The organism is Burkholderia sp. LMU1-1-1.1 (assembly GCF_040675865.1).
GTDB lineage: Bacteria > Pseudomonadota > Gammaproteobacteria > Burkholderiales > Burkholderiaceae_D > Rugamonas.
In genome coordinates this window covers 23,165-46,523 of the sequence record NZ_JBEGHG010000005.1, presented here as the reverse complement: position 1 = coordinate 46,523, position 23,359 = coordinate 23,165, and the positions used below count along the sequence as shown (strand labels likewise).

Here is a 23,359-nt window from a genome sequence, read left to right as displayed (position 1 = left end):
GTCGCGGTCAGGCGGAAAGCCGTCGACGGACTTCGAGGACGTTGCGGCCCACTTCGCGCACCACTTCGAGCAGCTTGGCCGGCGGGACATCGAATTCGTCGGCCCAGTAGCGCACCGCCTGCGTGAGCTTGGGATTGATGGTGGTCTGGAAGCGGAAGTCCGCGGGGCTGGTGGTTTGCTGTGGGCGCATGATGTTAAATAAATGGTATCGGGTTTCACAATGGTGGCAGCGATTCGCTCCTTCTACAGTGCACTGCCGCACTTATGGGAGCAAATCGGGCGCTTGACCAAACAGAAAGATTTCCTGATAATGGTAATCATTCTTATTTGCAAGCCACGCGCGGTTCCCGGCGCCAGCCAGCACACCCTCTGCCCACCGATTGCCGGCGATTTCCTCGGATTTCTTCTTAGACACATTTTGGTCGGTACGGGTGGTTCCATGTACCGGAGAGCCAAGTCCTGTGAAAGCCCTGAATCCCATGTTGTACCCGCGCGCGCGCCTGCCTGGCGCCATCATCGCCGTTGTCGCGGCCCTGTCGGCGCCGTCCCAAGTCGCGGCGCAGGCGGCCGACGATGCCGCCGTGCCGGCCGTGCTGGTGTCGGCCTCCCGCTCCAATATCGCCGCCAACCAGGCGCCGCAAACGGTGGTCATCATCAAGCAGGAGGAGATCGAGCGCCAGATGGCGATATCGGGCAATTCGTCCGATGTCTTGAGCAGCGTGCTGCCTTCCTACACCCCCAGCCGCGGCAAGATGAACGGCTCCGGCGAGACGCTGCGCGGCCGCACGCCCCTGCTGCTGGTCGACGGCGTGCCGCAATCGAACCCGATGCGGCCGACCGGCCGCGAGGCGCACACGATCGATTTTTCGATGGTGGAGCGGATCGAGGTGGTGCAGGGCGCGAACGCGATCAATGGCCTGGGCGCGACCGGCGGCACCATCAACATCATCACCAAGCGCCCGGAGAAGGGAGCCTTCAACCAGTCGGTCGACGTGCAGGCGACGCTGCCGACCAGCGATGTCGGCTCCGACACGGCCAGCTACAAGACCGCTTACCGCCTGGATGGCCGCAACGACAAATTCGAGTACCTGTTTGCCCTGTCGTACGAGGACCAGGGCCTGTACCTGGACGGCAAGGGCCGTTCGATCGGCACCGACAATACGCAGGGCGATCTGATGGACTCGCGCACCTACGATGTGCTGGCGAAGCTCGGCTACTGGATCGACGACGATCAGCGCCTGCAGGTATCGGTCAACCGCTACAAGATCAAGTCCAAGGCCGGTTACCTGGCCGTAGCGGGGGATCGCGCGCGCGGCATCCCAACCACCTCCATCGAAGGCACGCCGCCCGGCACGGCGCCATGGAACGACGTGTGGACCTCGAGCCTGAGCTACCGCCACGCCAATCTGGCGGGGATGGAGCTGTCGGCGATGGTGTTCAACCAGGAGTTCGAGGGCCTGTTCGGCGCGGACATCTCGGCGACTTTCCAGGACCCGCTGATCGCGCCAACCGGCACGCTGTACGATCAATCGCGCTCGGTCGCCTCCAAGTACGGCAGCAAGGTCGGTCTGAGCCGCGACGATCTGCTTAATGGCCGCCTGAAGCTGACCGTCGGCTTCGACACGTTGTTCGACAAGGGCAAGCAGGACCTGTATCTGACCAACCGCACCTACGTGCCGCAATCCGAATACCGCAACCTGTCCTTGTTCCTGCAGGGCGAATACAAGCTGCTCGATACGCTGACGATGCACGCCGGCGTGCGCAAGGAGAAGGCCGATCTGGAGATCGACACCTACCGCACCCTGGCACAGTACCGGCGCGTGCTGGTCCAGGGCGGCACCATCGATTTCAACGAGACGCTGATGAACGCGGGTCTGGTGTGGAATCCGGTCAAGGACGTGTCGCTGTTCACCAGCTACTCCGAGGGCTTCGGCATGCCGGATATCGGCCGGGTGCTCCGCTCCATCAACACCGTCGGCCAAAGCGTGGCCAATATGCGCGACCTGCAGCCGATCCTGACCAAGAGCGTGGAAGTGGGCGGGCGCTATCACAGCGGCGCCTGGGATCTGGATGCGAGCCTGTTCCGCTCCGATTCGGATTTCGGCACACGCGTGGTGCCGATCAATGGCGCCTTCATGATGGCCCGCGAGAAGACGCGTATCGAGGGCGCGGACCTGAGCCTGGGCCATCGTTTCACCAAGGCGCAACGCGCCAAGCTGTCCTACGCTTATACCAAGGGCCGTTACGACAGCGACGAAAACGGTTCGCTGGACGCCAAGCTGGATGGCTTGAACGTGGCGCCGAATCGCCTGATCGCCACCTGGAGCGCGGACTGGAACGGAAAATTCTCGACCTTCGTGCAGGCGCAGCACGCGTTCAGTCAATCGTTCGACGATCCGGCCAAGGAGTTCGGCGGCTACACGCTGGTCGATGCAAGCGCCAACTACAAGCTCGGGAAAAATGGTGAACTGCGCCTGTCGATGGCCAACCTGTTCGACCGTAGTTACATCACGTACTACTCGCAAAGCGCGCTGGTGGAGCCGAAGCGCTACTTCGCGGGGCGCGGCCGCACCGTGAGCCTCGGCTACGCGCTGCGGTTCTGATATGTCCGACCAACGGTCAAGCCGCATGCCGCGCGCCGCCGGCGCGACTGTCACAGCACTGCGTGTGCTGGGCGCGGTCGGCGGCGGCTACGCGCTGACGGCGTTGACCGTGGCTGTCGGGGCGGTGGCGCTGTCCCGAGCCGGTATGGCGCGCTCGGAGGCGGTGGCGCTGGCGGCGATGCTCGGGTTTGTGCTGTATCTGGTGCTGCTGCTGTGGGGCTTCAGCGTGCGCCGCGTAGGCCGCTTGTGGTTGGGCTTTGGCGCCGGCGCCGCCGTCATGTGGGCGCTGTGGCGCTTGCTGGACTGAGAGGAGGGGATGGGCGATACCTTCACCAAGTCCATGGCGGCGCTGCACACGTGGGCGGGCGTGACGATCGGTGCGCTGTTGTTCGCCATCTTCTGGATGGGGACATTGAGTGTCTTCAGTAACGAGATCGATCGCTGGATGCTGCCCGATACGCGCCTGGAGGCGCGCGACGCCGCAACGGCGCCTTCCCTGGACCGCATTGCGCAAGCGGTGGTGCCCGGCGTGCCGGCCGGCGCGCGGCAGTGGCGCGTCGATCTGCCCACCGCGCGCACGCCGGTGGTGGAGTTCTCATATCGCGGCGCCGACGGAGCGGAACATGGCCGCCTGCTCGATCCGTCCAGCTACGCCTTCCTGCCGCTGCAAGGCTCGGCCGCCGCGACGGGGTTCATCGTGCCGTTCCACTATCACCTGCATCTGAACTGGATGGAGATCGGCAAGTGGCTGGTCGGCGTGGCGGCGATGACGATGCTGGTGATGCTGGTGTCGGGCGTAATCGTCCACAAAAAAATCATCGCCCAGTTTTTCACCTTCCGTCCGCGCAAGCGCCTGCAGCGCAGTGCCCTGGACCTGCACAATCTGACCGGTGTGCTGGCGTTGCCGTTCCACTTCGCGATCGCTTTGTCAGGCCTCGTCATCTTCATGACGATCTATTTTCCGCAATCGTACTACGGCGCCTACGGGAGCACCGCGAAGGACAAGGCCGCGTTCACGGCCGAGGCCTACGGGCGCTACACCCGCAAGCCGGCCAACGCGCCCGGCCCCCTGGCGTCGCTGGACGCTATGCGCGATCGCGCGGAGCGGGAGTGGAGGGGCGGCCAGCCATACTTTGTGCGGGTGTGGAATCCGGGTGATGCCGACAGCTACGTCGAATTGCGCCGCTCCTATGCGCACGACATGACTATGAACCTGGACCAGATTTATTTCGACGCCGCCACCGGGGAAGTGCTGGCGCGTTTCGAGGCCGGCCCGGTGATGACGGTGCAGCGCTTTTTCTCGGGTTTGCACTTCGTCCGCTTCGAGCGCTGGACATTGCGGTGGCTGTACTTTTTGGGCGGCATCTCCGGTTGCGTGATGATAGCCACCGGCTTTTTATTCTGGCTGGAGGGGCGCCGCGCGCGTCACGCGAAGCACGGGCTGGCCGGAGTGGCGATCGTGGAAGGCCTGACCATCGGCAGCGTGACCGGTATTTTGCTGGCGACATTGGCCTTCTTCGTCGCCAATCGCTTGCTGCCGGCGGACGCGGGCTATGCGGGCGTGGACCGCGCGGGGATGGAAATCCGCGTGTTCTATCTGGTGTGGGTACTGGCGTTTTGTCACGGCTGGTGGCGGCGCGCTGGCGCGTGGCGCGAGCAGTTGTGGGTCATCGCCGGCCTCTGTGTGCTGGCGGTGGGCTTGAACTGGGTGACGACGGGCGAACATGTGCTCAAGGCTTTGGCGCAAGGGCAGTTCGCCGTCGCCGGCATGGATCTGGGATTATTCGCCACCGCCTTGCTGGCGATGATGGCGCTAAGGAGGATCAAACGTGCTTGAATTGTTGACGATGCTGGTCGCGGCGGCGATGTCCTATGTGGCATTCGCCTGGCTGGCGTTGGCGCAGGAGGGGAACTGGCGCGCGCTGCCGGGCAATGCCGACCGTCCCATGCCGGCACCGGCTGTGCAGCGGCGCTGGCGCTGGCGGGCGGCGTCTGTGCTGGCCTGCGCTTACGCGCTTTGCCTGTGGGGCCACGGCCCGAGCTTCGGGACCGTGTTGTGGGTGCTGCTGTCGGCGGCCAGCGCGATGGCGGTCGCCTTCACGCTGAGCTGGCGCGCCCGCTGGCTGCGCGCGCTGGCTTTCCAGTGACTAGTCACTGACGGACTTACGTCGACAGGCGCTTGCGCACTTCCAGCAGGTTGCGGCCCACTTCGCGGACCACTTCGAGCAGCTTTGATGGCGGCACGTCGAATTCACTCGCCCAATAGCGCACGGCCTGCGTCAGGTTGGGATTAATCGTATGCTGGCAGCGGAAATCCGCTTCATTGGCGTTTTGATATGCTTGCATGATGTCTCATTTATTGATAGTGCGACGTTGATCAAATGGCACCGATTGCGTTGTCTTGCACTACTACAACGCATGGGGTGCCGGTTCGGATGACAAACGGCGCAAAAAATATTTGAGAGATTTATGCTTGTCTTCCCGCTAAGGTTCCGCCTTCGCGTGCATGGCCGGCACCGGGGCTGGTGTGGCATAGCGCGCGATGCTGAACGGGGCGATCGGCGTGTCGGTGGCGCCGGTGGCGATCAATTCGGCCATCGTTTCGCCGACACCGGGTCCGATCTGGAAGCCTGCGCCGCAAAAACCGAAGGCGTAGTGCAGCCCGGGCGTGGTCGCGCTGGGACCCATCACCGGCAGGTCGTCCGGCATATAGCCTTCCACGCCACTCCATACGCGGATGATATTCAGTTTCGTCACCACCGGCGCCAGGCGCGCCATCTGCTTGAACTGCGTCAGCGTATGTTCGGGCAGCACAGGCGCGGTGCGCGGCTCGGTGGTGGAGTTGGAGCGCCCGCAGCCGCCCATGACTATATTGCCGCGCTTGACCTGGCGGAAGTACAGCGTTTCCTCCAGCGTGGTGGCGGCGACGCCGATCGAGGGTCCGACGATGTAGGGCATGGGCTCGGTCACCGCCATCTGCGGTCCGCGCACCACCAGAGGCACCGGCTCGTTGAACTGGGCCGCCATCTTCGCGCCCCAGGCGCCGCTGGAAACCAGCATCACCGGGGCGGTGAACTCGCGGCCGTCGGCGCACACCGCGCGAAAATCCACACCGTCCTTCGATAGCGACTTGACCTCGGTATTCTCGTGGATATGCGCCCCGGCGCGCGCCGCCGCCCGTCCGAACGCGGGCGCCGCCAGGCGGGGATTGGCGTGGCCGTCCTCCGCCGACAGCGAGCCCGCGATCACCTCGGGGCCGATGAAAGGATAGCGGCTGCGCATCGCGGCGGTCGACAGCAGCTCCAGATTCAGGCCGTATTCGCGCGCTTCGCGGGCGTAGACTTCCATGCGGTCCGCGCCTTCCTGGCCGTAGGCGCAGCGCAGGTGGCCGGCGCGCACCAGTTCCGCGTCCTCGCCCAGCAGCTCGGGAAGGCGCAGCCATACCTGGTGCGCGCGGTTGGACAGCGGCAGTTGCGAGAGAAAACGTCCCTGCCGGCGCACGTTGCCGAAATTGACGCCGCTGGCCTGCTGGCCAACCAGCCAGCGCTCCAGCAGAATCACGGAAACGCCGCGCCGGCGCAGGAAGAAGGCGGTGGAGGCGCCCATGATGCCGCCGCCGATGATCAGGACGTCGGCCTGTGTTGGGTTGCTCATTTAAGTCTGCTCCTCGCGGGTCCGGAAGGACAATGGTTTGACCGGCGCCTGGCCGCGCAGGCGTCCGACCTTTTCCAGCGGCACGCCTGCGGCGTGGGCGATGATCTCGGCGCCGGCGTTGGCGCAGTAGCGCCCCTGGCAGCGCCCCATGCCGACGCGGCTGAAGGCCTTGGCGCGGTTGGCTTCCTGCGCGCCCATGTCGTTGACGACGCGGCGCAATTCACCGGCGGTGATGCATTCGCAGCGGCAGACAATAGCGTCGTCGGGCAGGGTCGCGGCCTGCGTGGCGGGCCAGGGGAAGGCCTGCGCCAGGCCCCGGCGGAACGACTCCATCTTGATTTGTTCGCGGCCCAGCGCGGCGACGCGGCCGGCGTCCGTGTCGTGGCCAAGATCGGCCAGCGCCGACAGGGCGGCGAGGCGGCCGGCGTTTTCCGCGCCCTCGGCGCCGAGGATGCGGGCGCCGTCGCCGGCCAGGTAAACGTTGACCACCGAGCTGCGGCCTTCCATGCTGACCTGGGGGAACCACTGGCGCGTCTCGTCGTCGTAGCGGAAGGCGCAGCCGGCCAAATCGGCCAACTGGGTTTCCGGACGCAGGTGATAGCCCAGCGCGACGGCGTCGCACGCCAGCGTATGGGGCTTGCCGCCGGCGTCGCGGTAGGACATTTCGGTGACGCCTTCCTCGGCTCCGCCGCCGATGGCGACCGGCGTTACGCCGGACAGCACCGGCACGCCGGCCTTGCGCAAAGCGGCGATGTAAGAAAGGCCTTGTCGCAGCAGTTTCGGACGCGCCAGCAGCTTGGGCAGGGCGGCGATCTGGTGGCGCAGGAGCGAGGTATCCAGCACGGCGGCGATGTTGGCGCCGGCCTTGAGGTACTGCATCGCCACCAGGTAAAGTAGCGGGCCACTGCCGAGGAACACCACGCGGCTGCCGATCGAACAGGCTTGCGATTTGAGGGCGATCTGCGAGGCGCCGAGACTGAACACGCCGGACAGTTCCCAGCCCGGCACCGGCATCAGGCGGTCGGTGGCGCCGGAGCAGACCACCAGCGCCGCATAGGGCAGCTTTTCGGTGCGGTGCTCGCTGACCACGTGCACGTGCCCTTCCGAGATATTCCATGCCAGCGTCCCGGGGCGATAGTCGATCTTGCCGCGCAGGGCGTCGAAGCTTTGATGCACCGCTTGCGCGCGCGCCGCCTCGCCGCCATACAGCGATTCATAGCTGCGGGTGAAGTGTTCCGGCTGGCGGCGGTAAATCTGGCCGCCGTCGCGCCGACCCTCGTCGATGACGATGGGACGCAGGCCGGCGGCCACCAGTTCCTCGGCCGCCCGCACGCCGGCGGGGCCGGCGCCGATGACAATTACGCCTGGTTCAGCCATGCCGCCTCCGTGTTCCGTGTGACGATGCGCAGGCCGTCGCGCACCTCGGTCGAGCAGGCGCGCAGGCGGTCGCCCTGTTCTGTCCATACCCAGCAATCCTGACAAGCGCCCATCAGGCAAAAGCCGGCGCGGCGCCCGTCGTCGAATTCGGAACTGCGCAAGGTGCGGGCGACGCTCATGATGGCGACCAGCAGCGTGTCGCCGTGCAGCGCCTGCGCGGGCCGGCCGTCGATGTAAAAGTGTACCGGCGCGCGGACGGTTTCCGCCAGCCGGACGAAGCGTGGATTCATGCGACTTCCTCAAAACGTTGTAGGGGCGCTTGCAGCGGGATCAGCGCGGCGGGCGTGTGATGGCAGAGAATCTCGCCGCCGTTGGGCAGTTGCTGGCGTGGCGGAGGCAGGCGGTTGCACAAGCCGTCGATGCGCACACCGCAGCGTGGCAGGAAGCCGCACAAAGCGGCGTCGGAAGCGGCCGGCAACGGGGCCAACGTTGGCAAATGGGCGGCGCCGCGCGCGCAGACGGTGTCGAGCCAGCCCATTTCCAGCTTCGGTACCGACGACACCAGCAAGTGGGTGTAAGGGTGGAAGGGCGCGTCGCCCAACGCCGCGCGCGGCCGCGATTCGACCTTCTGGCCGGCGTACAGCACCACGATCTCGTCGCAGATGGCGCGCACGGTGTTGATGTCGTGGCTGATGAACATATACGACACCTTCAGTTCACGCCGCAGTTCCGCCATCAGGTCGAGGATGGCGGCGGCGACCACGGTGTCGAGCGCGGACGTGATTTCGTCGCACAGGATCAGATCCGGGCCCGCAGCGAGCGCGCGCGCCAGGTTGATGCGCTGCTTCTGGCCGCCGGACAGTTCGCCCGGCAGGCGGTCGGCGATGGAGGCCGGCAGCTTGACCAAGTCGAGCAGCTGCAGCACGCGCTTGCGGCGCGCGTCGCCGCGCAGGTGCAGGTAAAAACTCAGCGGCCGGGCCAGGATGGCGCCGATGCTGTGGGCCGGGTTGAGCGCCGTGTCGGCGTTCTGGAATACGAACTGCACCCGCTGATGCTGTTCGCGCGTCCTGCCATGGCTGCCGTCGGGCAGCGGCGCGTCGTCCAGCAGCACCTGTCCGCGCGCGCTGGGAACCATGCCGGCCACCACCCGCGCCAGCGTGGTCTTGCCGGAGCCGGATTCGCCGATGACGCCGACCGTGGCGCCGCGTTCGATGGTCAGGTCGATGTCGGTCAGGATGCGCTTGGCGGGCAGTCCATCGCGGCCGATGGCGCCATAGCCGGCGCACAGGCCGCGTATTTGCAGCAGCGGCACCGGCATGCGCTGCGGCGCCGGCGCGGCGATGGCGATGTCGCGCTCCACCGGTTCGGCCGCCGCCAGCAGGCAGCGGGTGTAGTCGTGGGCCGGCGCCTCCAGCACTTGCGCTGTCTCGCCGTTCTCGCGGATTTCGCCGTCGCGCAGCACGACGATGCGGTCGGCCATCTGCGCCACCACCGCCAGGTCGTGCGATACATACACCGCCGTGGTGCCGAGCTGGCGCACCACGTTGCGGAAGGCCCGCAACACTTCGATCTGCGTCGTCACGTCCAGCGCGGTGGTCGGTTCGTCGAGGATCACCAGCGCCGGATCGGTGATGAAGGCCATCGCCGCCATCACCCGTTGCAGCTGGCCGCCCGACACCTGATGCGGATAGCGCGCGCCGATATGTTCCGGGTCCGGTAGCGCCAGGGCGCGGAACAGTTCGACCGCCTTGGCCTCGGCCTTGGCGCGGCTGAGCGTGCGGTGGATGGCGGCGCTTTCGACCACCTGGTCCATCAGGGTGCGCGACGGATTGAAGGACGACGCAGCGCTTTGCGCGATGTAGGCGACGGTGCGCCCGCGCAGACCGGACAGGCCGGCGTCGTCGAGTTCCAGCACTTGCTTGTCGCCGATCCGCACGCTGCCGCCGGCGATGCGGCAGCCGTTGCGCGCATAGCCCATCAGCGACAGCGCGATGGTGGTCTTGCCGGAGCCGGATTCGCCGATCAGGGCCAGAACCTCGCCTTGATTGATGGCGAAGTCGACGCCTTTGACGATGGGGAATTCGACGCCGGCGTCGTTGCGCGCGACCACGCGCAGGCCTTCCACTTGTACCAAAGGTTTCATCGTGCGTCCTTCCGTTTGCCGCGCAGGTTATCGATCAGCAGGTTGACGCCGATGGTCAGGCTGGCGATGGCCAGCGCGGGCATCAGCACGGCCGGCGCGCCTTCACTGAGCCCGCCGATGTTCTCGCGCACCAGCGAACCCCAGTCGGCGTCCGGCGGCTGCACGCCAAGGCTCAGGAACGAGAGGCCGGACAACAACAGCACGGTGAACACGAAGCGCAGGCCGAAATCGGCCAGCACCGGACGGATCATGTTGGGCAGGATTTCGACGCAGCCGATATAGGCCATGCCTTCGCCGCGCGCCTTGGCCGCCTGCACGAAGTCGAGCGCCTGCACGTTGACGGCCAGCGCGCGGGCGATGCGGTAGGCGCCCGGCATGAAGCCCAGGGCGGCGGTGATGATCAGCAGCGGCACCGAGGAGCCGAACGACGCCACCATCATCAGCGCGAACATTTTGCTGGGGATGGAGATCAGCGCGTCCAGGGCGCGGCTGAGCGAGGCGTCGAACCAGCCGCCGGCGACCGCCGCGTAGAGTCCGAGCAGTGTGCCGGTGGCGCTGGCCAGCACGGTCGCGGCCAGGGCCAGCGCCACCGTGTAGCGGGCGCCGTACAGGATGCGGCTCAACATGTCGCGGCCCAGATAGTCGGTACCGAGCGGGAATTGCCAGCTGATCGGGCCGAAGACGTCCGGATCGACGATGGCCGAGGCGTCGTGCGGCGACAGCGACGGGCCGGCCAGCGTGACGATCAGCCAGAAGACGACGATGGCCATGCCGAGCAGGGCGGCCGGCGACATGGTCGACCAGGCGCCGGCGACCGCGCGGAAAAACGGGAAGGAGGCAAGGGCGGAGCTGCTCATAGATTGCGTAACCTCGGGTTGGACAGGATGGCGCAGATATCGGCCAGCATCACCAGCAGCAGATAGGCGCCGCAGAAGATCATCGCGCAGGCCTGAACCAGCGGAATGTCGCGGGTGGTGACGGCGTCGATCATCAGGTTGGCGATGCCGGGGTAGTTGAAAATGCTTTCGACAATGAGCACGCCGCCGAGCAGGTACGACAGGCTCAGTGCCACCGCGTTGGCGATCGGGCCGATGGCGTTGGGCAGCGCGTGCATCAACACGATGCGCACGGGACGCGCGCCCTTGAGCCGCGCCATCTCGACGTAGGGCGAGCGTAGCTGGTCGATGACGGCGGCGCGCGTCATGCGGGCCATCTGCGCGACGATCACGCAGCACAGTGTGAAGACCGGCATCGCGTAAGCCCTGAGGAACTGGCCCAGCGTTTCGATGTCCGCCGTGTGCGACAAGGCCGACAGCCAGCGCAGCTTGACCGCGAACAGCAGCACCGCCAGCGTGGCGATCAGGAATTCGGGCACCGACACCAGCGACACGGCCAGCATGTTCATGCCCCGGTCGAAGCGCGAACCGCGGAACATTGCCGACAATATGCCCAGCGACAGCGCCAGCGGCACCGAGACTGCCGCCGTGGCGCCGGCCAGCACCAGGGAACTGGGAAGGCGGTCGCCGATCAGCGCGGAAATCGGCTGGCCGTTGACCAGCGAGACGCCGGCGTCGCCTTTCAGCAGCTGGATCAGCCAGTGCGCATAGCGCTGCGGCGCCGGCTGGTCGAGGCCGAACTGCGCGCGCAACGCGGCCACCGCCTCCGGCGTCGCCGCCTGGCCCAGCGATTCCTGGGCGGCGTCGCCGGGCAGCAGGTTGGTGATGCCGAAGACGACGATCGAGACGATCAGCAAGGTGAGGGCGCCGATGCCTAGACGGCTGAGAAGAAGCTTGCCTATGGTGGAATTCATCGTCGCGCCTCAGTGCAGGATGTCTTGCAGTTTGTACCAGGCGCCGACCATCGGCAGGAACCACGGCTTGCCGGAGTAGCCGGGGATCGCCGGCCAGTCCAGATCGCGCCACGGATTGCTGTCTTTTTTGCCGGCCATGATGTCGGCCATCTGGCGGCCCATGTGCACCGACATTTGCACGCCGTGGCCGCTGTAGCCCAACGAGTAGAACATGCCTTCGTGCTCGCCCGCGCGCGGCAGGCGGTCGGCCGTCATGTCCACCAGTCCTCCCCAGCAGTAGTCGATGCCGGTGCCGGCCAGCTGCGGGAACAGGCGCACCATGGTGTCGGCCAGTATGCGGCCGCTCTTGGTGTCCGACTTGGGGTTCGAGAGCGCGAAGCGCGCGCGCCCGCCGAACAGCAGGCGGTTGTCCGGCGTGAGGCGGAAGTAGTTGCCGATGTTTTTGGTGGTGACGTAGTTGCGGCGGGTCGGCGTGATCTCGTTGATCAGCTGTGGCGACAGCGGCGCGGTGGCGATGATGAAGCTGCCCACCGACACCAGGCGCCGGCGGAAGTAGCCGAAGGGTCCCAGGCTGGAATTGCCGGTCGCCAGAAACACCTGCGCGGCATCGATGGGGCCGCGCGCGGACTTGAGGCGGAAGCCGCCGGCGGTGCGCTCGATGGCTTGCACCGCCGCGTTTTCGTAGACGCGGGCGCCGGCGCGCACCGCCGCCTCGGCCAGGCCTGCACCGAATTTACCCATATGCATCTGGGCGCCCTGGCGCTGCAGCAGGCCGCCGTAAAAGCCGCTGGAGCCGATTTCGTCGCTCATGCGCTCCGGCGGCACCAGCTCGACGTTCGGATCGACGCTGGCGCGCAGGCGTTCGTGGACCCGCACCAGCTTTTCGTAGTGTTCCGGCTTGGCCGCCAGTTTGAGTTTACCGCAGCGCTGGAAGTCGCAGTCGATCGCTTCGGCCGCGATGATCCGTTCTACCGTGACGACGGCGGCGTCGTAGGCTTCGTAGTAGGCGCGGGCGCGCGCTTCGCCAAGGCGGTTGGACAGGTCGGCGTAGTCGTGCGCCAGGCCGGTATTGCATTGGCCGCCGTTGCGCCCCGACGCCTCGCCGGCGATGCGGCCCGCTTCGAGCAGGATCACGGACGCGCCGCGTTTGGCCAGCTCCAGCGCCGCCGACAGCCCGGTAAAGCCGCCGCCGACGACGACAACGTCCGCCCTTGGAGGGACAGGTCCGTTGGCCGCGCCGAGAAACCGTGGCGCCGTGTCGAGCCAGTACGATTCAAGCTTCATGCATCTATCCTTGGTTGGACGTTTTGAGGACGTTTTGTTAAAACCATTACACCATAGCCACGGCTGCGCAATATCCTGAATTGTCGCGCCGGGGAGACAGAATGCGCGGTTTTGCCCGCCGTCGGCAGCACAGATTGCTGCGCCTCCCGCGCCCCTCGATCATTGCCGCCGCCCCTCCCCGCGCCCGCAGCAGGAACGACGGCTGCGCCGAAAACTACACAAGCTTGCGCCATCCATGGCCGGATCGGCGGCATTAAATGCTGCACTCCCGCGCTTAGCATGGGGTATGCAGTTTTTATTCCACTTATCAAAAGGATACGCCCTATGCACAGCTTCAATCCTGACCTGGTGAAGGTCTCCAGTTCCCATTTCATCGGTGGCGTTCACGTGGCGGGCCAGGGTTCGGCGTCCGGTCTGGACGTGCGCCGTCCGTCGGACAACCGCGTCTATGCCGGGCTGCCGGTGGCCGACGCGGAGGTGGTGGACATGGCCGTGCAAAACGCATGGCAAGCTTTCAAAAAAAGTAACTGGGCGCGCCAGGCGCCGCGCGAGCGCGCCCGCGTCATGCGGCGCTGGGCCGACTTGATCGAGGCCGATGTGGCGCAACTGGCCGCGCTGGAGGCGGTGGGGTCGACCCGGCCGATCGCCAACGCCGTCGCCTGGGATATTCCGTTCACCGCCGAGGGCCTGCGCTTTTTCGCGGAGTTCGCCGACAAGGTGGGCGGCGACGTGGCGGCCACGCGCAGCGACGCGCTGGGCATGACGATCGCCGAACCGTATGGCGTGATCGGCGCCATCGCGCCGTGGAACTTCCCGCTGGTGATGGCCTCGTGGAAGATAGGACCGGCGCTGGCCGCCGGTAACGCGGTGGTGCTCAAGCCTTCCGAGTTGACGCCGTTCTCGGTGATCCGTTTGGCGGCGCTGGCGATCGCCGCCGGCATGCCGCCCGGGATATTCAATGTGATCCAGGGCGACGGCCGCACCACCGGTGATGCGCTGGTGCGTCATCCGCGCATCTCCAAGGTGACTTTTACTGGTTCCACCCGTACCGGCTCGGCTATCATGGCTGCATGCGCGGAGAGCGGCACCAAGCCGGTGACGCTGGAGCTGGGCGGTAAAAGTCCGCAACTGGTGTTCGCCGACGCGCCGGATCTGGATCGGGTGGCGAAGATGGTCGCCGGCGCCATCACCGGCAACGCCGGGCAGGTGTGCGTGGCCGGGTCGCGCCTGATCGTGCAGCGCGGCGTCGCCGATCAACTGGTGGAGGGCATCGCGGCGGCGTTCAAGGCGCTGCGGCCGGGCCACACGTGGAGCGGCGATACCACGCTGTCGCCTATTATCAGTCGCAAGGACGCGCTGCGCATCGATGGCGTGGTGCGGCGCGCGGTGGAGGCGGGCGCCAGCGTCGCGGCCGGCGGCGGACTGGCGGCGGTCGAGGGCGAGGGCGGATACTATCAGCCGACCATCTTGACCGGCGTCGAGACGGACATGGAGGCTGTGCGCGACGAGATCTTCGGGCCGGTGATGACGGTGCAGGTCTTCGACGAAGACGACGAGGCGCTGGCGCTGGGCGATCATCCAGCCTATGGGCTGGCGGCCGGCGTGCATACCGCCGACATTGGCCGCGCGCTGCGCTGCGCGCGCGAGCTGGAGGCGGGCACCGTATGGATCAACCGCTACGGCCGCAGCGACGATTACGTGCTGCCGACGGGAGGCTTCAAACGCTCCGGCATGGGCAAGGATCTGGGCCGGCAGTCGTACGAGGCGAACCTGCGCTACAAGACGGTGCTGGTCGATTTTATGCGCCAATAACGGGCGCGGGGCCGCGCCGCTTTGGCGCATCGCGGCGCGCGCGGCACCGTGTCGGTGCGGGTGGCTTCAGGTCAGCAAGCTGTGCTGATTGCGGGCCGCAAAACAAGTATTTCTGTTTTGTGACAAGGCGATTACAGGACAAACCGGTGGGGGACGCATGTTGTAATCGATCCCAGTAGACGCATTAACAAGTACATCCACACCTTACCAGGAGTTCGTCATGTATCCCACCCGTCACTGTACCTTGGCCCTGTTCCTGGCCGCGACCTATCCGCTATCCGTCCTTGCGGCGGAAGGCGATCCCACGGCCGCCGACGCCGTCGTAGATGTGGCGGCGGAGGGCGCGGCGCAGGCCGATTCCCCCGCCGGCCGGGAAGTGGTGGTGGTGAGCGGATCGCGCCAGAACTACCGCGCCCTGTCGGCGACCGGCGCCACCAAGACCGATACGCTGCTCAAGGACCTGCCGCAAAGCGTGCGCGTGCTGACGGCCGATCTGCTGCGCGACGTCGGCGTGACCAATCTGGCCAACGCGCTCGATCTGACCAGCGGCATCTCGCGCCAGAGCAACCTCGGCGGCCTGTGGGACAGCTACGCGATGCGCGGCTTCACCGGCGATCCCAATTTCGGCTCGGACTACCTGGTCAACGGCTTCAGCTCCAGCCGTGGCTACAACGGCCTGCGCGATTCGGCCGGCACCGCCAGCGTGGAAGTGCTCAAGGGCCCCGCGTCGGCGCTGTACGGGCGCGGCGAGCCCGGCGGCACCGTCAACATCACGACCAAGAAGCCGCGCTTCGAGCCGTCGTATGAGTTGGACGTTTCGATCGCAAGCCATGAGACCTACCGCACCGCGCTCGACCTGACCGGTCCGATCAGCGAGAACCTGGCCTATCGCCTCAACGGCGCCTACGAGAAGGGCGACAGCTTCCGCGATACGGTGGAAACCGAACGTTCGTTCCTGTCGCCGTCGTTCATCTGGCTGATCGGCGACCACACCCGCGTGTCGTACGAGGTCGAGGCCAGCGAGCAGCGCGTGCCGTTCGACCGGGGCGTGCTGGCGGTTGGCGGGGTGCTGGGGCTGATCCCGAATTCGCGCTTCCTGGGCGAGCCGGCGGACGGGCCGACGGTCGTGAAATCGCTGGGCCACCAGGTCTTCGTCGAACATGAGTTCAATGAGCGCTGGAAGCTGCAATCGGGCGTCTCGTATCGCGACAGCGAGTTGAAGGGGACATCGACCGAGGCCAGCGCGCTGCAGGCCGACGGCCGCACGGTGCGCCGCCAGCACCGCAGCCGTGACTACACGGCCATCGACGCCTCTGGCCGCGTCGAGGTGGTTGGCAAGTTCGACACCGGGCCGGTGACGAACAACGTGCTGGTGGGCGTCGACGCCTACAAATTCAACGACCGCCGCATCCAGTTGCGCCGCAATCCGAGCGCCGCATTCCCGTATGCGATCGACATCTACAATCCCGTCTACGGCGGCGTCTCCGATGTGATGACGATGTCGATCAACACCAAGGAAGAGCAACGCGCGCACGCGTTCTATGCCCAGGACCAGATCGACCTGACCGCCCAATGGAAGGCGTTGCTGGGCGTGCGCTGGGATAGCTACGACCAGACGGTGACGAACTTCCGCAACGGCGCCTCGAACAAGCAGTCGTTGAGCGCCACCAGCCCGCGAGCCGGCCTTGTGTATCAGCCGTTACCGGTGCTGTCGTTGTACGCGACGGTCGCGAAGGGCTTCCGTCCGAACAGCGGTATCAGCATCGACAACCAGGCTTTCGCGCCGGAGGAGAGCAAATCCTACGAAGTCGGCTCGAAGCTGGAGTCTTCCGACGGCAAGCTGACAGGGACGCTGGCCGTCTACAAAATCACCAAAGAGAACGTGCTGACCACCAATCCGGTGAACACCGACTTCTCGATCTCGGCCGGTGAGGTGGGCAGCAAGGGCGTCGAGCTGGATTTGTCGGGCGAGATCGCGCGCAACCTGCGGCTGTCGGCGGCCTACGCCTACACCGACGCCACCGTCACCAAGGGCGACAACACGATCCGCACCGGCAGCCGCTTCCCGAACGTGCCGAGGCAGAGCGCCACCGTGGTGCTGACGCAGGCTTTCGCGGTCGCGGGCGGCACGGCGACCATCGGCGGCGGCGTCAATTATGTGGGCGAGCGGTTGGGCGACGTGGCAGTCTCCAGCAACTTCAAACTGCCCGCCTACACCACGGCCAGGCTGATCTCGTCCTGGTCGCCGACCAAGAAGCTTCGCCTGTCGCTCAACATCGACAATCTCTTCGACAAACAGTACTACGCCAGTTCATATAGCCAGTTGTGGGTGTCCCCTGGAACCGACCGCACCGCGACTTTGAACCTGCACTACAAATTCTGAAGAGGAGCTTCACCAGCATGATGACATTGAAAAAAATGGCCTGCGCCTTGTGCGCGTCCGCCTTGCTCGCCGGCGGTGTCGCCGTGGCGCCGGCCCAGGCGCACGGCATCTGGTTCGCGCAGCGTGCCACACAACTGGCGTTCCTTTACGGAGTGGGCGCGGACGATCTGGATTCGCTCAAGCGGCTGCCCCAGGTGACCAGCGTCGGCGGCTATGACGCCGACGGCAAGCCGGTCGAGACTTCGCTGCAGCCCGACGGAAGGCTGGTGCTGGTCAATCTGGACAATCAGCCGGCGGTGGTCACGGCGGTTCTGGATAACGGCACGTGGACCAAGACGCCGGATGGCGTCTTCCACAAAAAGGGCAGGGACGAGATCCCGAAGTACATCATCAGCGAGCATACCTACAAGTACGCGGTGCATCTGCGTAAGCCGTTGAGCAAGCCGCTCGGACCTTTGCCGAACCAGATCTTGCAGATCGTGCCGGTGGAGGCGGCGCTGCCGGCCATGCTTGGAGATCCGATCAAGCTGCGTGTGCTGTTCAAGGGTAAGCCCTTGGCTGGCGCCCAGGTGTTGCAGGACATGGTCAACGATCCCGACGCGGAGCCGGTGTTGTCCGGCGCCGACGGCACGGTCACCATCAAAGTGCGCAATCAGGGTCTGAATGTGATCGCGGCGATCTATCGCGGACCGTCCGAGCAACCTGCCAAGTTCGACAGCAGCGAGCATCTGGCGACGCTATCGTTCGTGCTGGCGCATAAACCTGAATAAACTGGAGAGCGAAATGATGAAGAAAATCCTTGGAACCATGATGCTGGCGGCGGCCGCGCTGACGAGTGGCTATGCACTGGCGCATGGCGCGCCGGTGGCGAATCACGGCGGTATCGTGCAGGCGGTGGGCGAAACATGGCTGGAGCTGGTGGTGAAGGGCGATCAGGTCGAGCTGTATCTGCAGGATGATGGCGACGATATGCCGAGCGCCGAGGTGGCGGGCAAGATCACCTTGGTGACCGCGGCGGGGAAGAAGGAATTTGCGCTCCAGCCGGCCGGCGGCAACAAGCTGGAGGCGAAGGCGCCCGGTGCGGCCAAGGCAGGAAAGGTGCTGGCGTTGTTGACGATGGCCGACAAGAAGACGCGCGTTAGTACTACCTTCGACGTTAAGTAATTTCGTGATGCACGTACGGCGGATTAGGCGGAACGCCGTACTCGGCCATCCATGAGCCGCCGACGGCGCATGCATGGCCGATTACGCTTCGCTAATCCGCCCTACGTGGTTTAGATGGGCACTTGGGGTTGTGACGTTTAATAGCCGCGCTGGCGGTCGACGACGTCTTGCAGCGGCTCGCCGGCCATGTGTCGGCGCAGGTTCGCCAGCAGCACCGGGGCCGCCGTATCGGGCTGGGTCATGCTGGCGATGTGGGGTGTGATTAGCACGCGGGGATGGCGCCACAGCGCGTGATCCGGCGGCAGCGGTTCCGGGTCTGTGACGTCGAGGATGGCGCGCGACAAATGGCCGGAATCCAGCGCCGACAGCAGGGCGTCGTGGTCCAGATGCGGACCGCGCGCGACGTTGATCAGCGCCGCGCCGCGCGGCAGCCGGGACATCAGCCGTTCGTCCAGGATGCCGCGCGTGGCGTCGGTCAGCGGCAGCAGGCAAATCAGCACGTCGCACCGGCCCAGGAAGTCCGCCAAGCTATCGTCGCCGGCGAAGCACTCCACGCCGTCGAGCGTTTTGTGCGACCGGTTCCAGCCCACCCGGCGGAAGCCGAAAATGCCGAGCCGCTCCAACACCGCCTGTCCCAGCACGCCCAGTCCCATCACGCCAACGGTACGCGCCGACGCCTGCATCACCGGAATAGGCCGCCAGTCGGCACGCGACTGCATGTCGGCGTAATCGAGCAGATTGCGGTGCAAGGCCAGCACCGACATGGTCGTGTATTCGATCATGCCGTTGACGATGCCCGGTTCGACCATGCGCACCACCGTCACCTGTTCCGGGACGGCGCTGAAATCGATATGATCGATGCCGGCGCCCGAGGCGAAGAGCACCTTCAGATTGGGCATCGACGCCAGGAATTCGGCGTTGGCCTGCCAGGAGACCAGATATTCGACGTCATTCAAATCGCCGGTATTATCAGGCCAGGTGCGAAAATCGATGTCCGGCGCGCGGGTGGCGAAGAAACGCGCCCAGACCTGTGTGCGGGCGGCGTCCGATCGGTACAATACACTCATGAATATATTCCCGGTGGTCCTGTTCTATGGAAGCTACAGTATAGAGAGAGCCGGCGGTATTAGCTGCGGTTATCGCGGGCGCCGCGCGGCAAATCCTGCTGATTCGGTGGCCATAAAAGCCGTTTTGCTGCGCGGACGGGGGCATAGTCGGCACCTCTGACGGCGCCAGGTTGGATATCATGAATGTATCGCGGTATCAGACCATCATCAACGAAAGGGCAACCATGAGCATCACGTTCAGACCGAAATACATCAGCTTCGATTGCTACGGCACCTTGATCTACTTCCAGATGTCGCCGATGGCGCGCAAGCTGTTCGCCGATCGTATCAGCGCCGACGACATGGAGCAGTTCTGCAAGGACTTCTCGGCCTTCCGCTATGACGAAGTGCTGGGTGACTGGAAGCCATACTACGAGGTGGTCTACAATTCGCTGCTGCGCACGGCCAACCGCTGGAAGGTACCTTTCCGCGAGTCCGACGTGGCCGAGATCTACGCCGCCGTCCCGACCTGGGGCCCGCACCCGGACGTGACCGAAGGCCTGGCCAAGATCGCCGACAAGATTCCGCTGGTGATCCTGTCGAACGCCATGGACTCGCAGTTGGTGCACAACGTGAAGAACCTGGGCGTGCCGTTCCACCGCGTCTACAGCGCGCAGCAGGCCAAGGCCTACAAGCCGCGCCTTACCGCCTTCGAATACATGATCGATCAACTGGATGCGAAGCCGGATGACTTCCTGCACGTGTCGTCGTCGATGCGCTACGACCTGATGTCGGCCAACGACATCGGCATCAAGAACAAGGCCTTCGTCAATCGTGGCCACGAGCCGGGCACGCCGTTCTACAACTACCAGGAAATCAGCGATATCGGCGGCCTGGCCGGTCTGGTCGGCTTGTAACGGACCGCTTACGAGTGAGTGATCAAGCGGCGCCCAAGGGCGCCGCTTTTCTTTTATGCCTCCAGCCAGACATGTTCGGCGCAGGTATAGCCCATGAATGATCCCAGTGGATGCGAGGAGGTGCCGCGCACCTTGCTGCTGAACGCTTCCAGATTGTTGATGAACAGCGGGATACCGATGCCGCACTTCTGGTGCACCAGCACCTGCATGTCGGCGTAAAACTGCTTGCGTTTGGCTTCGTCGGTTTCGGCGCGCGCCAGTAGCAGCAACTGGTCGAATTGCTCGTTTTTCCAGCCCGATTCGTTCCAAGGCGCGTCCGACTTGAAAAACTGGGTGAACAGCATGTCGGCGCTTGGACGCGGGTTGATGTTCCCAAAGCCCATCGGGGATTTCATCCAGTGGTTGGACCAGTAGCCGTCCGCCGAGATGCGCTTGACCGTCAGCTTCAATCCGGCCTTCATGGCCGATTGCTGCATCAGCATCGCCATGTCGACGGAGCCGGCGGCCGCCACCGAGGCCACCAGCGGCAAGGTCTGGCCCACGGCGCCGGCGCGAGTCAGGTGGTAGCGCGCGCGGTCCGGATCGTAGGGCCGCTGCGGCAGCCCGGCGAAGTAGAAGCGGTTGCTCGGCGCCAACGGCTGGTCGTTGCCGATGACGGCGTAGCCACGGAAGGCGGCGCGCTTCATCTGTTCGCGGTCGATCAGGTACTTCATCCCAAGCGTGAAATCGGGATGGCGGCCGAAGCCGAGGTTCTGGCGTATCACCAGATCGGTGTAAAGGCCGGACTGGCTCTCCAGGACCACGTAGCCAGGTTCGCCGTTGATACGTTTGGTCGAGCGGGGATTGACTTCGTTGACCCAATCGACATCGCCGGACAGCAGCGCGTTGATGCGCGCCGATTCGTCGGGTATGCCGAACAGCGCCACCTCGTCGAGGTGGGGCAGGCCGGGCCTCCAGTAGTTTTCATTGCGGACCCCAATGGTGCGTACGCCGGGAGTGAACTCCTTGCAGCGGAAGGCGCCGGTGCCGTTGGCGGTCGTGAAGCTGGTGGTGCCGTCCTGGATGATCACGAAGTGCGATGTCGCCAGGATCACCGGCAGGTCGGCGTTGGCGCCGGTCAGCGTGATCTCCACCACCTGCGGGTCGATCGCGCGCACCGACGCGAACTGCTGCGCCACACCGCGCACCTTGGAGCCGATGGCCGTGTCGCTGTGGCGCTTGAGCGAGTAGACCACGTCGGCGGAGGTCAGCGCCTTGCCATCGTGGAAGACGACGCCCTTGCGCAAGCGGACCGTCCACGTGATCGCGTCGTCGGTGGCCATTTCCTCGGCCAGCGCCATCTGCGGCACCAGATGCGCGTCCAGCGTGGTCAGGCCGCTGAAGAACATATGCGCGCGCAGGTAGTCGGTCGACAGGGCGCCGCGCGCCGGATCGAGCGTGTCGGCGGTGGAGCTGGACTGGGTGGCGATGGTCAGCTGGCCACCTTTGCGCGGTGCCGGAGCAGCAGATAACAGGCCGGATGCCGACAGCAGCGCTCCGCCGGCGGCGAGACGGCGCAGCATGTCGCGGCGGGACAGGGTGGAGGCAGGAATCTGTTGCGGGGAAAGCGTGGAATTCATCGATGCGCCTCTGAGCTTTGTCATGGATGTTATTACATCATATTTATGTCGCGGGATTGTCGCGTTTCGCGTGGCCGCCAGCGCACAAGCGGCGGTTTTCCATGGGCGGATCAGCATACATTGCCGGCCGTAGAAAATGCCGTCGCAAGGCTCACATAGCTGCCGAAACGTCACCGGCGACGGATAACTAAGCAGAAAAACCCGCACCCGCTCCGTACAATATTGACATGGTGGCGGAGCGATGGTGGCCGCCGGACTTCTTTTCAACTCTACAGAGAATCGACTATGGACTACACCAGCACTTTTAAACCCGCGTTCCGGGACCAGGTCAAGCCGCCCCAGGCCGCTGCCCTGGACCCGGCGGCGCAACTGGTCAAATCGCGCATCGCCGTGATCGACGTGCTGCGCGGCCTAGTGATGTTGATCATGCTGTTCGACCATGTGCGCGAGGCGATCTATCTGCACGTACCGATCAGCGACCCGATGACCGTCGACAGCATGCCGCCGGATCTGTTCTTCACCCGCGCGATGGCGCACTTTTGCGCACCGATGTTTGTGTTCCTGACCGGCCTGTCGGCATGGTTGTACGCGCATCCGGCCGCCGGTCCGCGCGACGCCACCGGATTCCTGTTCAAGCGCGGTTTGCTGCTGGTAGTACTGGAACTGGTGGTGGTCAATTTCGCCTGGGTCGGCACGTACCCGCCGCCGGTGATGTATCTGCAGGTGATCTGGGTGATCGGCCTGGCGATGATCTTCCTGGCGCTGGTGCACAAGCTGCCGCTCAAGTTGCTGGGCGCGGTCGGCGCCGTGATCGTGGCCGGCCACAACGCGCTGACCTGGATCAGCTTTGAACCGGGCAGCATCGCCTACGACGCCTGGACCCTGCTGCTGCATCGCGGCTTCCTGATCGCCGACGGCGCGGTCAAGGTCAAGGTCACCTATCCGCTGCTGCCGTGGATAGGCGTGATCCTGCTGGGTTATGCGGCAGGTCCGTTGTATGCTCGGGCGATGGCGCCGCAGCGCCGCCGCCAGTTACTGCGCCTGATCGGCGGCGGCGCATTGCTGCTGTTGCTGGTGCTGCGCGGGTTCAATATCTACGGCGAGGAACTGCCTTGGGTGCAGGGTGAGACGGCGGTCCAGACACTGATGTCGTTCCTGAACTTCACCAAATATCCGCCATCGCTTGATTTCGCGCTGATGACGATAGGGACTGGATTGCTGGTGCTGGCGTGGCTGGAGCCTTACGATAACCGTCTGACCCGCGCTTTCGCGACCTTCGGCGGCGCGCCGATGTTCTACTACCTGTTCCATCTGCTGCTGTTACTGTATATGCAGAAGGCGCTGGTCGCGGTGTTTGGCGCCAACCACGGCACACGTTTTGGGGTTGATTCCTTATGGCCGGTGTGGGTGGTGGCGCTGGCGCTGATGCCGGTGCTGTATGTGCCTTGCAAGGCCTTTGCCAACTTTAAGCGCACCTCGAAACAGGCCTGGGTTCGCTACTTCTGATGTTGGATGGTCGCGGAGCCCTTTAGCTCCGCGACCACCTT

At 65.1% G+C, this 23,359-nt stretch carries 21 protein-coding genes; 10 read left to right on the top strand and 11 right to left on the bottom strand.

What is annotated here, in order from left to right; translation table 11 throughout:
* Positions 1 to 7: 7 nt before the first annotated feature.
* Positions 8 to 190: a DUF3606 domain-containing protein gene (locus MRBLMU1_RS06095; protein ID WP_363498530.1), complete on the bottom strand. Its 183-nt coding sequence runs from the start codon at positions 188 to 190 to the stop codon at positions 8 to 10.
* 271 nt (positions 191 to 461) lie between these two features.
* Here MRBLMU1_RS06095 and MRBLMU1_RS06090 point away from each other — a divergent pair, with 271 nt between their 5' ends.
* The 4 genes from MRBLMU1_RS06090 to MRBLMU1_RS06075 are packed head-to-tail and all read left to right on the top strand — an operon-like array spanning position 462 to position 4,750.
* Positions 462 to 2,603: a TonB-dependent receptor gene (locus MRBLMU1_RS06090; protein ID WP_363498527.1), complete on the top strand. Its 2,142-nt coding sequence runs from the start codon at positions 462 to 464 to the stop codon at positions 2,601 to 2,603.
* A gap of 1 nt (position 2,604) precedes the next feature.
* The gene (locus MRBLMU1_RS06085) at positions 2,605 to 2,910 is read left to right on the top strand and encodes a hypothetical protein (protein WP_363498524.1); all 306 of its coding nucleotides are present in this window, start codon (positions 2,605 to 2,607) and stop codon (positions 2,908 to 2,910) included.
* Positions 2,911 to 2,919: 9 nt separating this feature from the next.
* Positions 2,920 to 4,440, top strand: a complete 1,521-nt coding sequence (locus tag MRBLMU1_RS06080) for a PepSY-associated TM helix domain-containing protein (protein ID WP_363498522.1) — start codon at positions 2,920 to 2,922, stop codon at positions 4,438 to 4,440.
* Positions 4,433 to 4,750 (top strand): DUF3325 domain-containing protein, encoded by a 318-nt coding sequence (locus MRBLMU1_RS06075; protein ID WP_363498519.1) that lies wholly within the window; start codon positions 4,433 to 4,435, stop codon positions 4,748 to 4,750. The genes MRBLMU1_RS06080 and MRBLMU1_RS06075 overlap by 8 nt, the downstream gene beginning before the upstream one ends.
* Before the next feature lie 16 nt (positions 4,751 to 4,766).
* Here the strand turns inward: MRBLMU1_RS06075 and MRBLMU1_RS06070 are convergent, their stop codons facing one another.
* From MRBLMU1_RS06070 to MRBLMU1_RS06035, 8 genes are all read right to left on the bottom strand, one after another.
* The gene (locus tag MRBLMU1_RS06070; protein ID WP_090314197.1) at positions 4,767 to 4,949 is read right to left on the bottom strand and encodes a DUF3606 domain-containing protein; all 183 of its coding nucleotides are present in this window, start codon (positions 4,947 to 4,949) and stop codon (positions 4,767 to 4,769) included.
* A 138-nt stretch (positions 4,950 to 5,087) separates the two neighbouring features.
* The gene (locus tag MRBLMU1_RS06065; RefSeq protein ID WP_363498515.1) at positions 5,088 to 6,257 is read right to left on the bottom strand and encodes an NAD(P)/FAD-dependent oxidoreductase; all 1,170 of its coding nucleotides are present in this window, start codon (positions 6,255 to 6,257) and stop codon (positions 5,088 to 5,090) included.
* Positions 6,258 to 7,634 carry an NAD(P)/FAD-dependent oxidoreductase gene (locus MRBLMU1_RS06060; RefSeq protein ID WP_363498512.1) on the bottom strand — a complete coding sequence of 459 codons (1,377 nt, stop codon included), beginning with the start codon at positions 7,632 to 7,634 and terminating at the stop codon, positions 6,258 to 6,260.
* On the bottom strand, positions 7,616 to 7,924 hold the full coding sequence (locus tag MRBLMU1_RS06055; RefSeq protein ID WP_363498509.1) for a (2Fe-2S)-binding protein: 309 nt from the start codon (positions 7,922 to 7,924) through the stop codon (positions 7,616 to 7,618). Before MRBLMU1_RS06055 ends, MRBLMU1_RS06060 begins: the two co-directional genes overlap by 19 nt.
* Complete coding sequence (locus MRBLMU1_RS06050) at positions 7,921 to 9,777, bottom strand: ABC transporter ATP-binding protein (RefSeq protein ID WP_363498506.1); 1,857 nt, start codon at positions 9,775 to 9,777, stop codon at positions 7,921 to 7,923. Before MRBLMU1_RS06050 ends, MRBLMU1_RS06055 begins: the two co-directional genes overlap by 4 nt.
* Complete coding sequence (locus tag MRBLMU1_RS06045; RefSeq protein WP_414646031.1) at positions 9,774 to 10,634, bottom strand: ABC transporter permease; 861 nt, start codon at positions 10,632 to 10,634, stop codon at positions 9,774 to 9,776. Before MRBLMU1_RS06045 ends, MRBLMU1_RS06050 begins: the two co-directional genes overlap by 4 nt.
* Complete coding sequence (locus MRBLMU1_RS06040) at positions 10,631 to 11,587, bottom strand: ABC transporter permease (protein ID WP_363498503.1); 957 nt, start codon at positions 11,585 to 11,587, stop codon at positions 10,631 to 10,633. The genes MRBLMU1_RS06045 and MRBLMU1_RS06040 overlap by 4 nt, the downstream gene beginning before the upstream one ends.
* 9 nt (positions 11,588 to 11,596) lie before the next feature.
* Positions 11,597 to 12,871, bottom strand: a complete 1,275-nt coding sequence (locus MRBLMU1_RS06035; RefSeq protein WP_363498500.1) for an NAD(P)/FAD-dependent oxidoreductase — start codon at positions 12,869 to 12,871, stop codon at positions 11,597 to 11,599.
* A 324-nt stretch (positions 12,872 to 13,195) separates the two neighbouring features.
* Here MRBLMU1_RS06035 and MRBLMU1_RS06030 point away from each other — a divergent pair, with 324 nt between their 5' ends.
* From MRBLMU1_RS06030 to MRBLMU1_RS06015, 4 genes are all read left to right on the top strand, one after another.
* Positions 13,196 to 14,683: an aldehyde dehydrogenase family protein gene (locus MRBLMU1_RS06030; protein ID WP_363498497.1), complete on the top strand. Its 1,488-nt coding sequence runs from the start codon at positions 13,196 to 13,198 to the stop codon at positions 14,681 to 14,683.
* A 220-nt stretch (positions 14,684 to 14,903) separates the two neighbouring features.
* Positions 14,904 to 17,066 (top strand): TonB-dependent siderophore receptor, encoded by a 2,163-nt coding sequence (locus MRBLMU1_RS06025; RefSeq protein ID WP_363498494.1) that lies wholly within the window; start codon positions 14,904 to 14,906, stop codon positions 17,064 to 17,066.
* 17 nt (positions 17,067 to 17,083) lie between these two features.
* The gene (locus MRBLMU1_RS06020) at positions 17,084 to 17,836 is read left to right on the top strand and encodes a DUF4198 domain-containing protein (protein WP_363498491.1); all 753 of its coding nucleotides are present in this window, start codon (positions 17,084 to 17,086) and stop codon (positions 17,834 to 17,836) included.
* A gap of 13 nt (positions 17,837 to 17,849) precedes the next feature.
* Entirely contained in the window at positions 17,850 to 18,230 is a 381-nt protein-coding gene (locus MRBLMU1_RS06015; protein WP_363498488.1) for a hypothetical protein, read from the top strand.
* A gap of 137 nt (positions 18,231 to 18,367) precedes the next feature.
* On the opposite strand, the gene MRBLMU1_RS06010 is transcribed toward MRBLMU1_RS06015, so the two are convergent.
* The gene (locus MRBLMU1_RS06010; RefSeq protein WP_363498485.1) at positions 18,368 to 19,297 is read right to left on the bottom strand and encodes a 2-hydroxyacid dehydrogenase; all 930 of its coding nucleotides are present in this window, start codon (positions 19,295 to 19,297) and stop codon (positions 18,368 to 18,370) included.
* Positions 19,298 to 19,527: 230 nt separating this feature from the next.
* Between MRBLMU1_RS06010 and MRBLMU1_RS06005 the strand changes: the two genes are divergently transcribed.
* The gene (locus tag MRBLMU1_RS06005; protein ID WP_363498935.1) at positions 19,528 to 20,193 is read left to right on the top strand and encodes a haloacid dehalogenase type II; all 666 of its coding nucleotides are present in this window, start codon (positions 19,528 to 19,530) and stop codon (positions 20,191 to 20,193) included.
* A gap of 53 nt (positions 20,194 to 20,246) precedes the next feature.
* Here MRBLMU1_RS06005 and MRBLMU1_RS06000 read toward each other — a convergent pair whose 3' ends face one another.
* Complete coding sequence (locus MRBLMU1_RS06000) at positions 20,247 to 21,812, bottom strand: ABC transporter substrate-binding protein (RefSeq protein WP_363498482.1); 1,566 nt, start codon at positions 21,810 to 21,812, stop codon at positions 20,247 to 20,249.
* Between the two features lie 285 nt (positions 21,813 to 22,097).
* On the opposite strand from MRBLMU1_RS06000, the gene MRBLMU1_RS05995 reads away from it, so the two are divergent.
* The gene (locus MRBLMU1_RS05995; RefSeq protein WP_363498479.1) at positions 22,098 to 23,318 is read left to right on the top strand and encodes a DUF1624 domain-containing protein; all 1,221 of its coding nucleotides are present in this window, start codon (positions 22,098 to 22,100) and stop codon (positions 23,316 to 23,318) included.
* The last annotated feature ends 41 nt before the right edge of the window (positions 23,319 to 23,359 follow it).

Excerpts from the sequence above, each read along its gene's own strand:
- MRBLMU1_RS06095 (WP_363498530.1), bottom strand. The coding sequence starts at position 190 with ATGCGCCCACAGCAAACCACCAGCCCCGCGGACTTCCGCTTCCAGACC.
- MRBLMU1_RS06085 (WP_363498524.1), top strand. The coding sequence starts at position 2,605 with ATGTCCGACCAACGGTCAAGCCGCATGCCGCGCGCCGCCGGCGCGACT.
- MRBLMU1_RS06080 (WP_363498522.1), top strand. The coding sequence starts at position 2,920 with ATGGGCGATACCTTCACCAAGTCCATGGCGGCGCTGCACACGTGGGCG.
- MRBLMU1_RS06070 (WP_090314197.1), bottom strand. The coding sequence starts at position 4,949 with ATGCAAGCATATCAAAACGCCAATGAAGCGGATTTCCGCTGCCAGCAT.
- MRBLMU1_RS06065 (WP_363498515.1), bottom strand. The coding sequence starts at position 6,257 with ATGAGCAACCCAACACAGGCCGACGTCCTGATCATCGGCGGCGGCATC.
- MRBLMU1_RS06060 (WP_363498512.1), bottom strand. The coding sequence starts at position 7,634 with ATGGCTGAACCAGGCGTAATTGTCATCGGCGCCGGCCCCGCCGGCGTG.
- MRBLMU1_RS06055 (WP_363498509.1), bottom strand. The coding sequence starts at position 7,924 with ATGAATCCACGCTTCGTCCGGCTGGCGGAAACCGTCCGCGCGCCGGTA.
- MRBLMU1_RS06050 (WP_363498506.1), bottom strand. The coding sequence starts at position 9,777 with ATGAAACCTTTGGTACAAGTGGAAGGCCTGCGCGTGGTCGCGCGCAAC.
- MRBLMU1_RS06045 (WP_414646031.1), bottom strand. The coding sequence starts at position 10,634 with ATGAGCAGCTCCGCCCTTGCCTCCTTCCCGTTTTTCCGCGCGGTCGCC.
- MRBLMU1_RS06040 (WP_363498503.1), bottom strand. The coding sequence starts at position 11,587 with ATGAATTCCACCATAGGCAAGCTTCTTCTCAGCCGTCTAGGCATCGGC.
- MRBLMU1_RS06035 (WP_363498500.1), bottom strand. The coding sequence starts at position 12,871 with ATGAAGCTTGAATCGTACTGGCTCGACACGGCGCCACGGTTTCTCGGC.
- MRBLMU1_RS06030 (WP_363498497.1), top strand. The coding sequence starts at position 13,196 with ATGCACAGCTTCAATCCTGACCTGGTGAAGGTCTCCAGTTCCCATTTC.
- MRBLMU1_RS06025 (WP_363498494.1), top strand. The coding sequence starts at position 14,904 with ATGTATCCCACCCGTCACTGTACCTTGGCCCTGTTCCTGGCCGCGACC.
- MRBLMU1_RS06020 (WP_363498491.1), top strand. The coding sequence starts at position 17,084 with ATGATGACATTGAAAAAAATGGCCTGCGCCTTGTGCGCGTCCGCCTTG.
- MRBLMU1_RS06015 (WP_363498488.1), top strand. The coding sequence starts at position 17,850 with ATGATGAAGAAAATCCTTGGAACCATGATGCTGGCGGCGGCCGCGCTG.
- MRBLMU1_RS06010 (WP_363498485.1), bottom strand. The coding sequence starts at position 19,297 with ATGAGTGTATTGTACCGATCGGACGCCGCCCGCACACAGGTCTGGGCG.
- MRBLMU1_RS06000 (WP_363498482.1), bottom strand. The coding sequence starts at position 21,812 with ATGAATTCCACGCTTTCCCCGCAACAGATTCCTGCCTCCACCCTGTCC.
- MRBLMU1_RS05995 (WP_363498479.1), top strand. The coding sequence starts at position 22,098 with ATGGACTACACCAGCACTTTTAAACCCGCGTTCCGGGACCAGGTCAAG.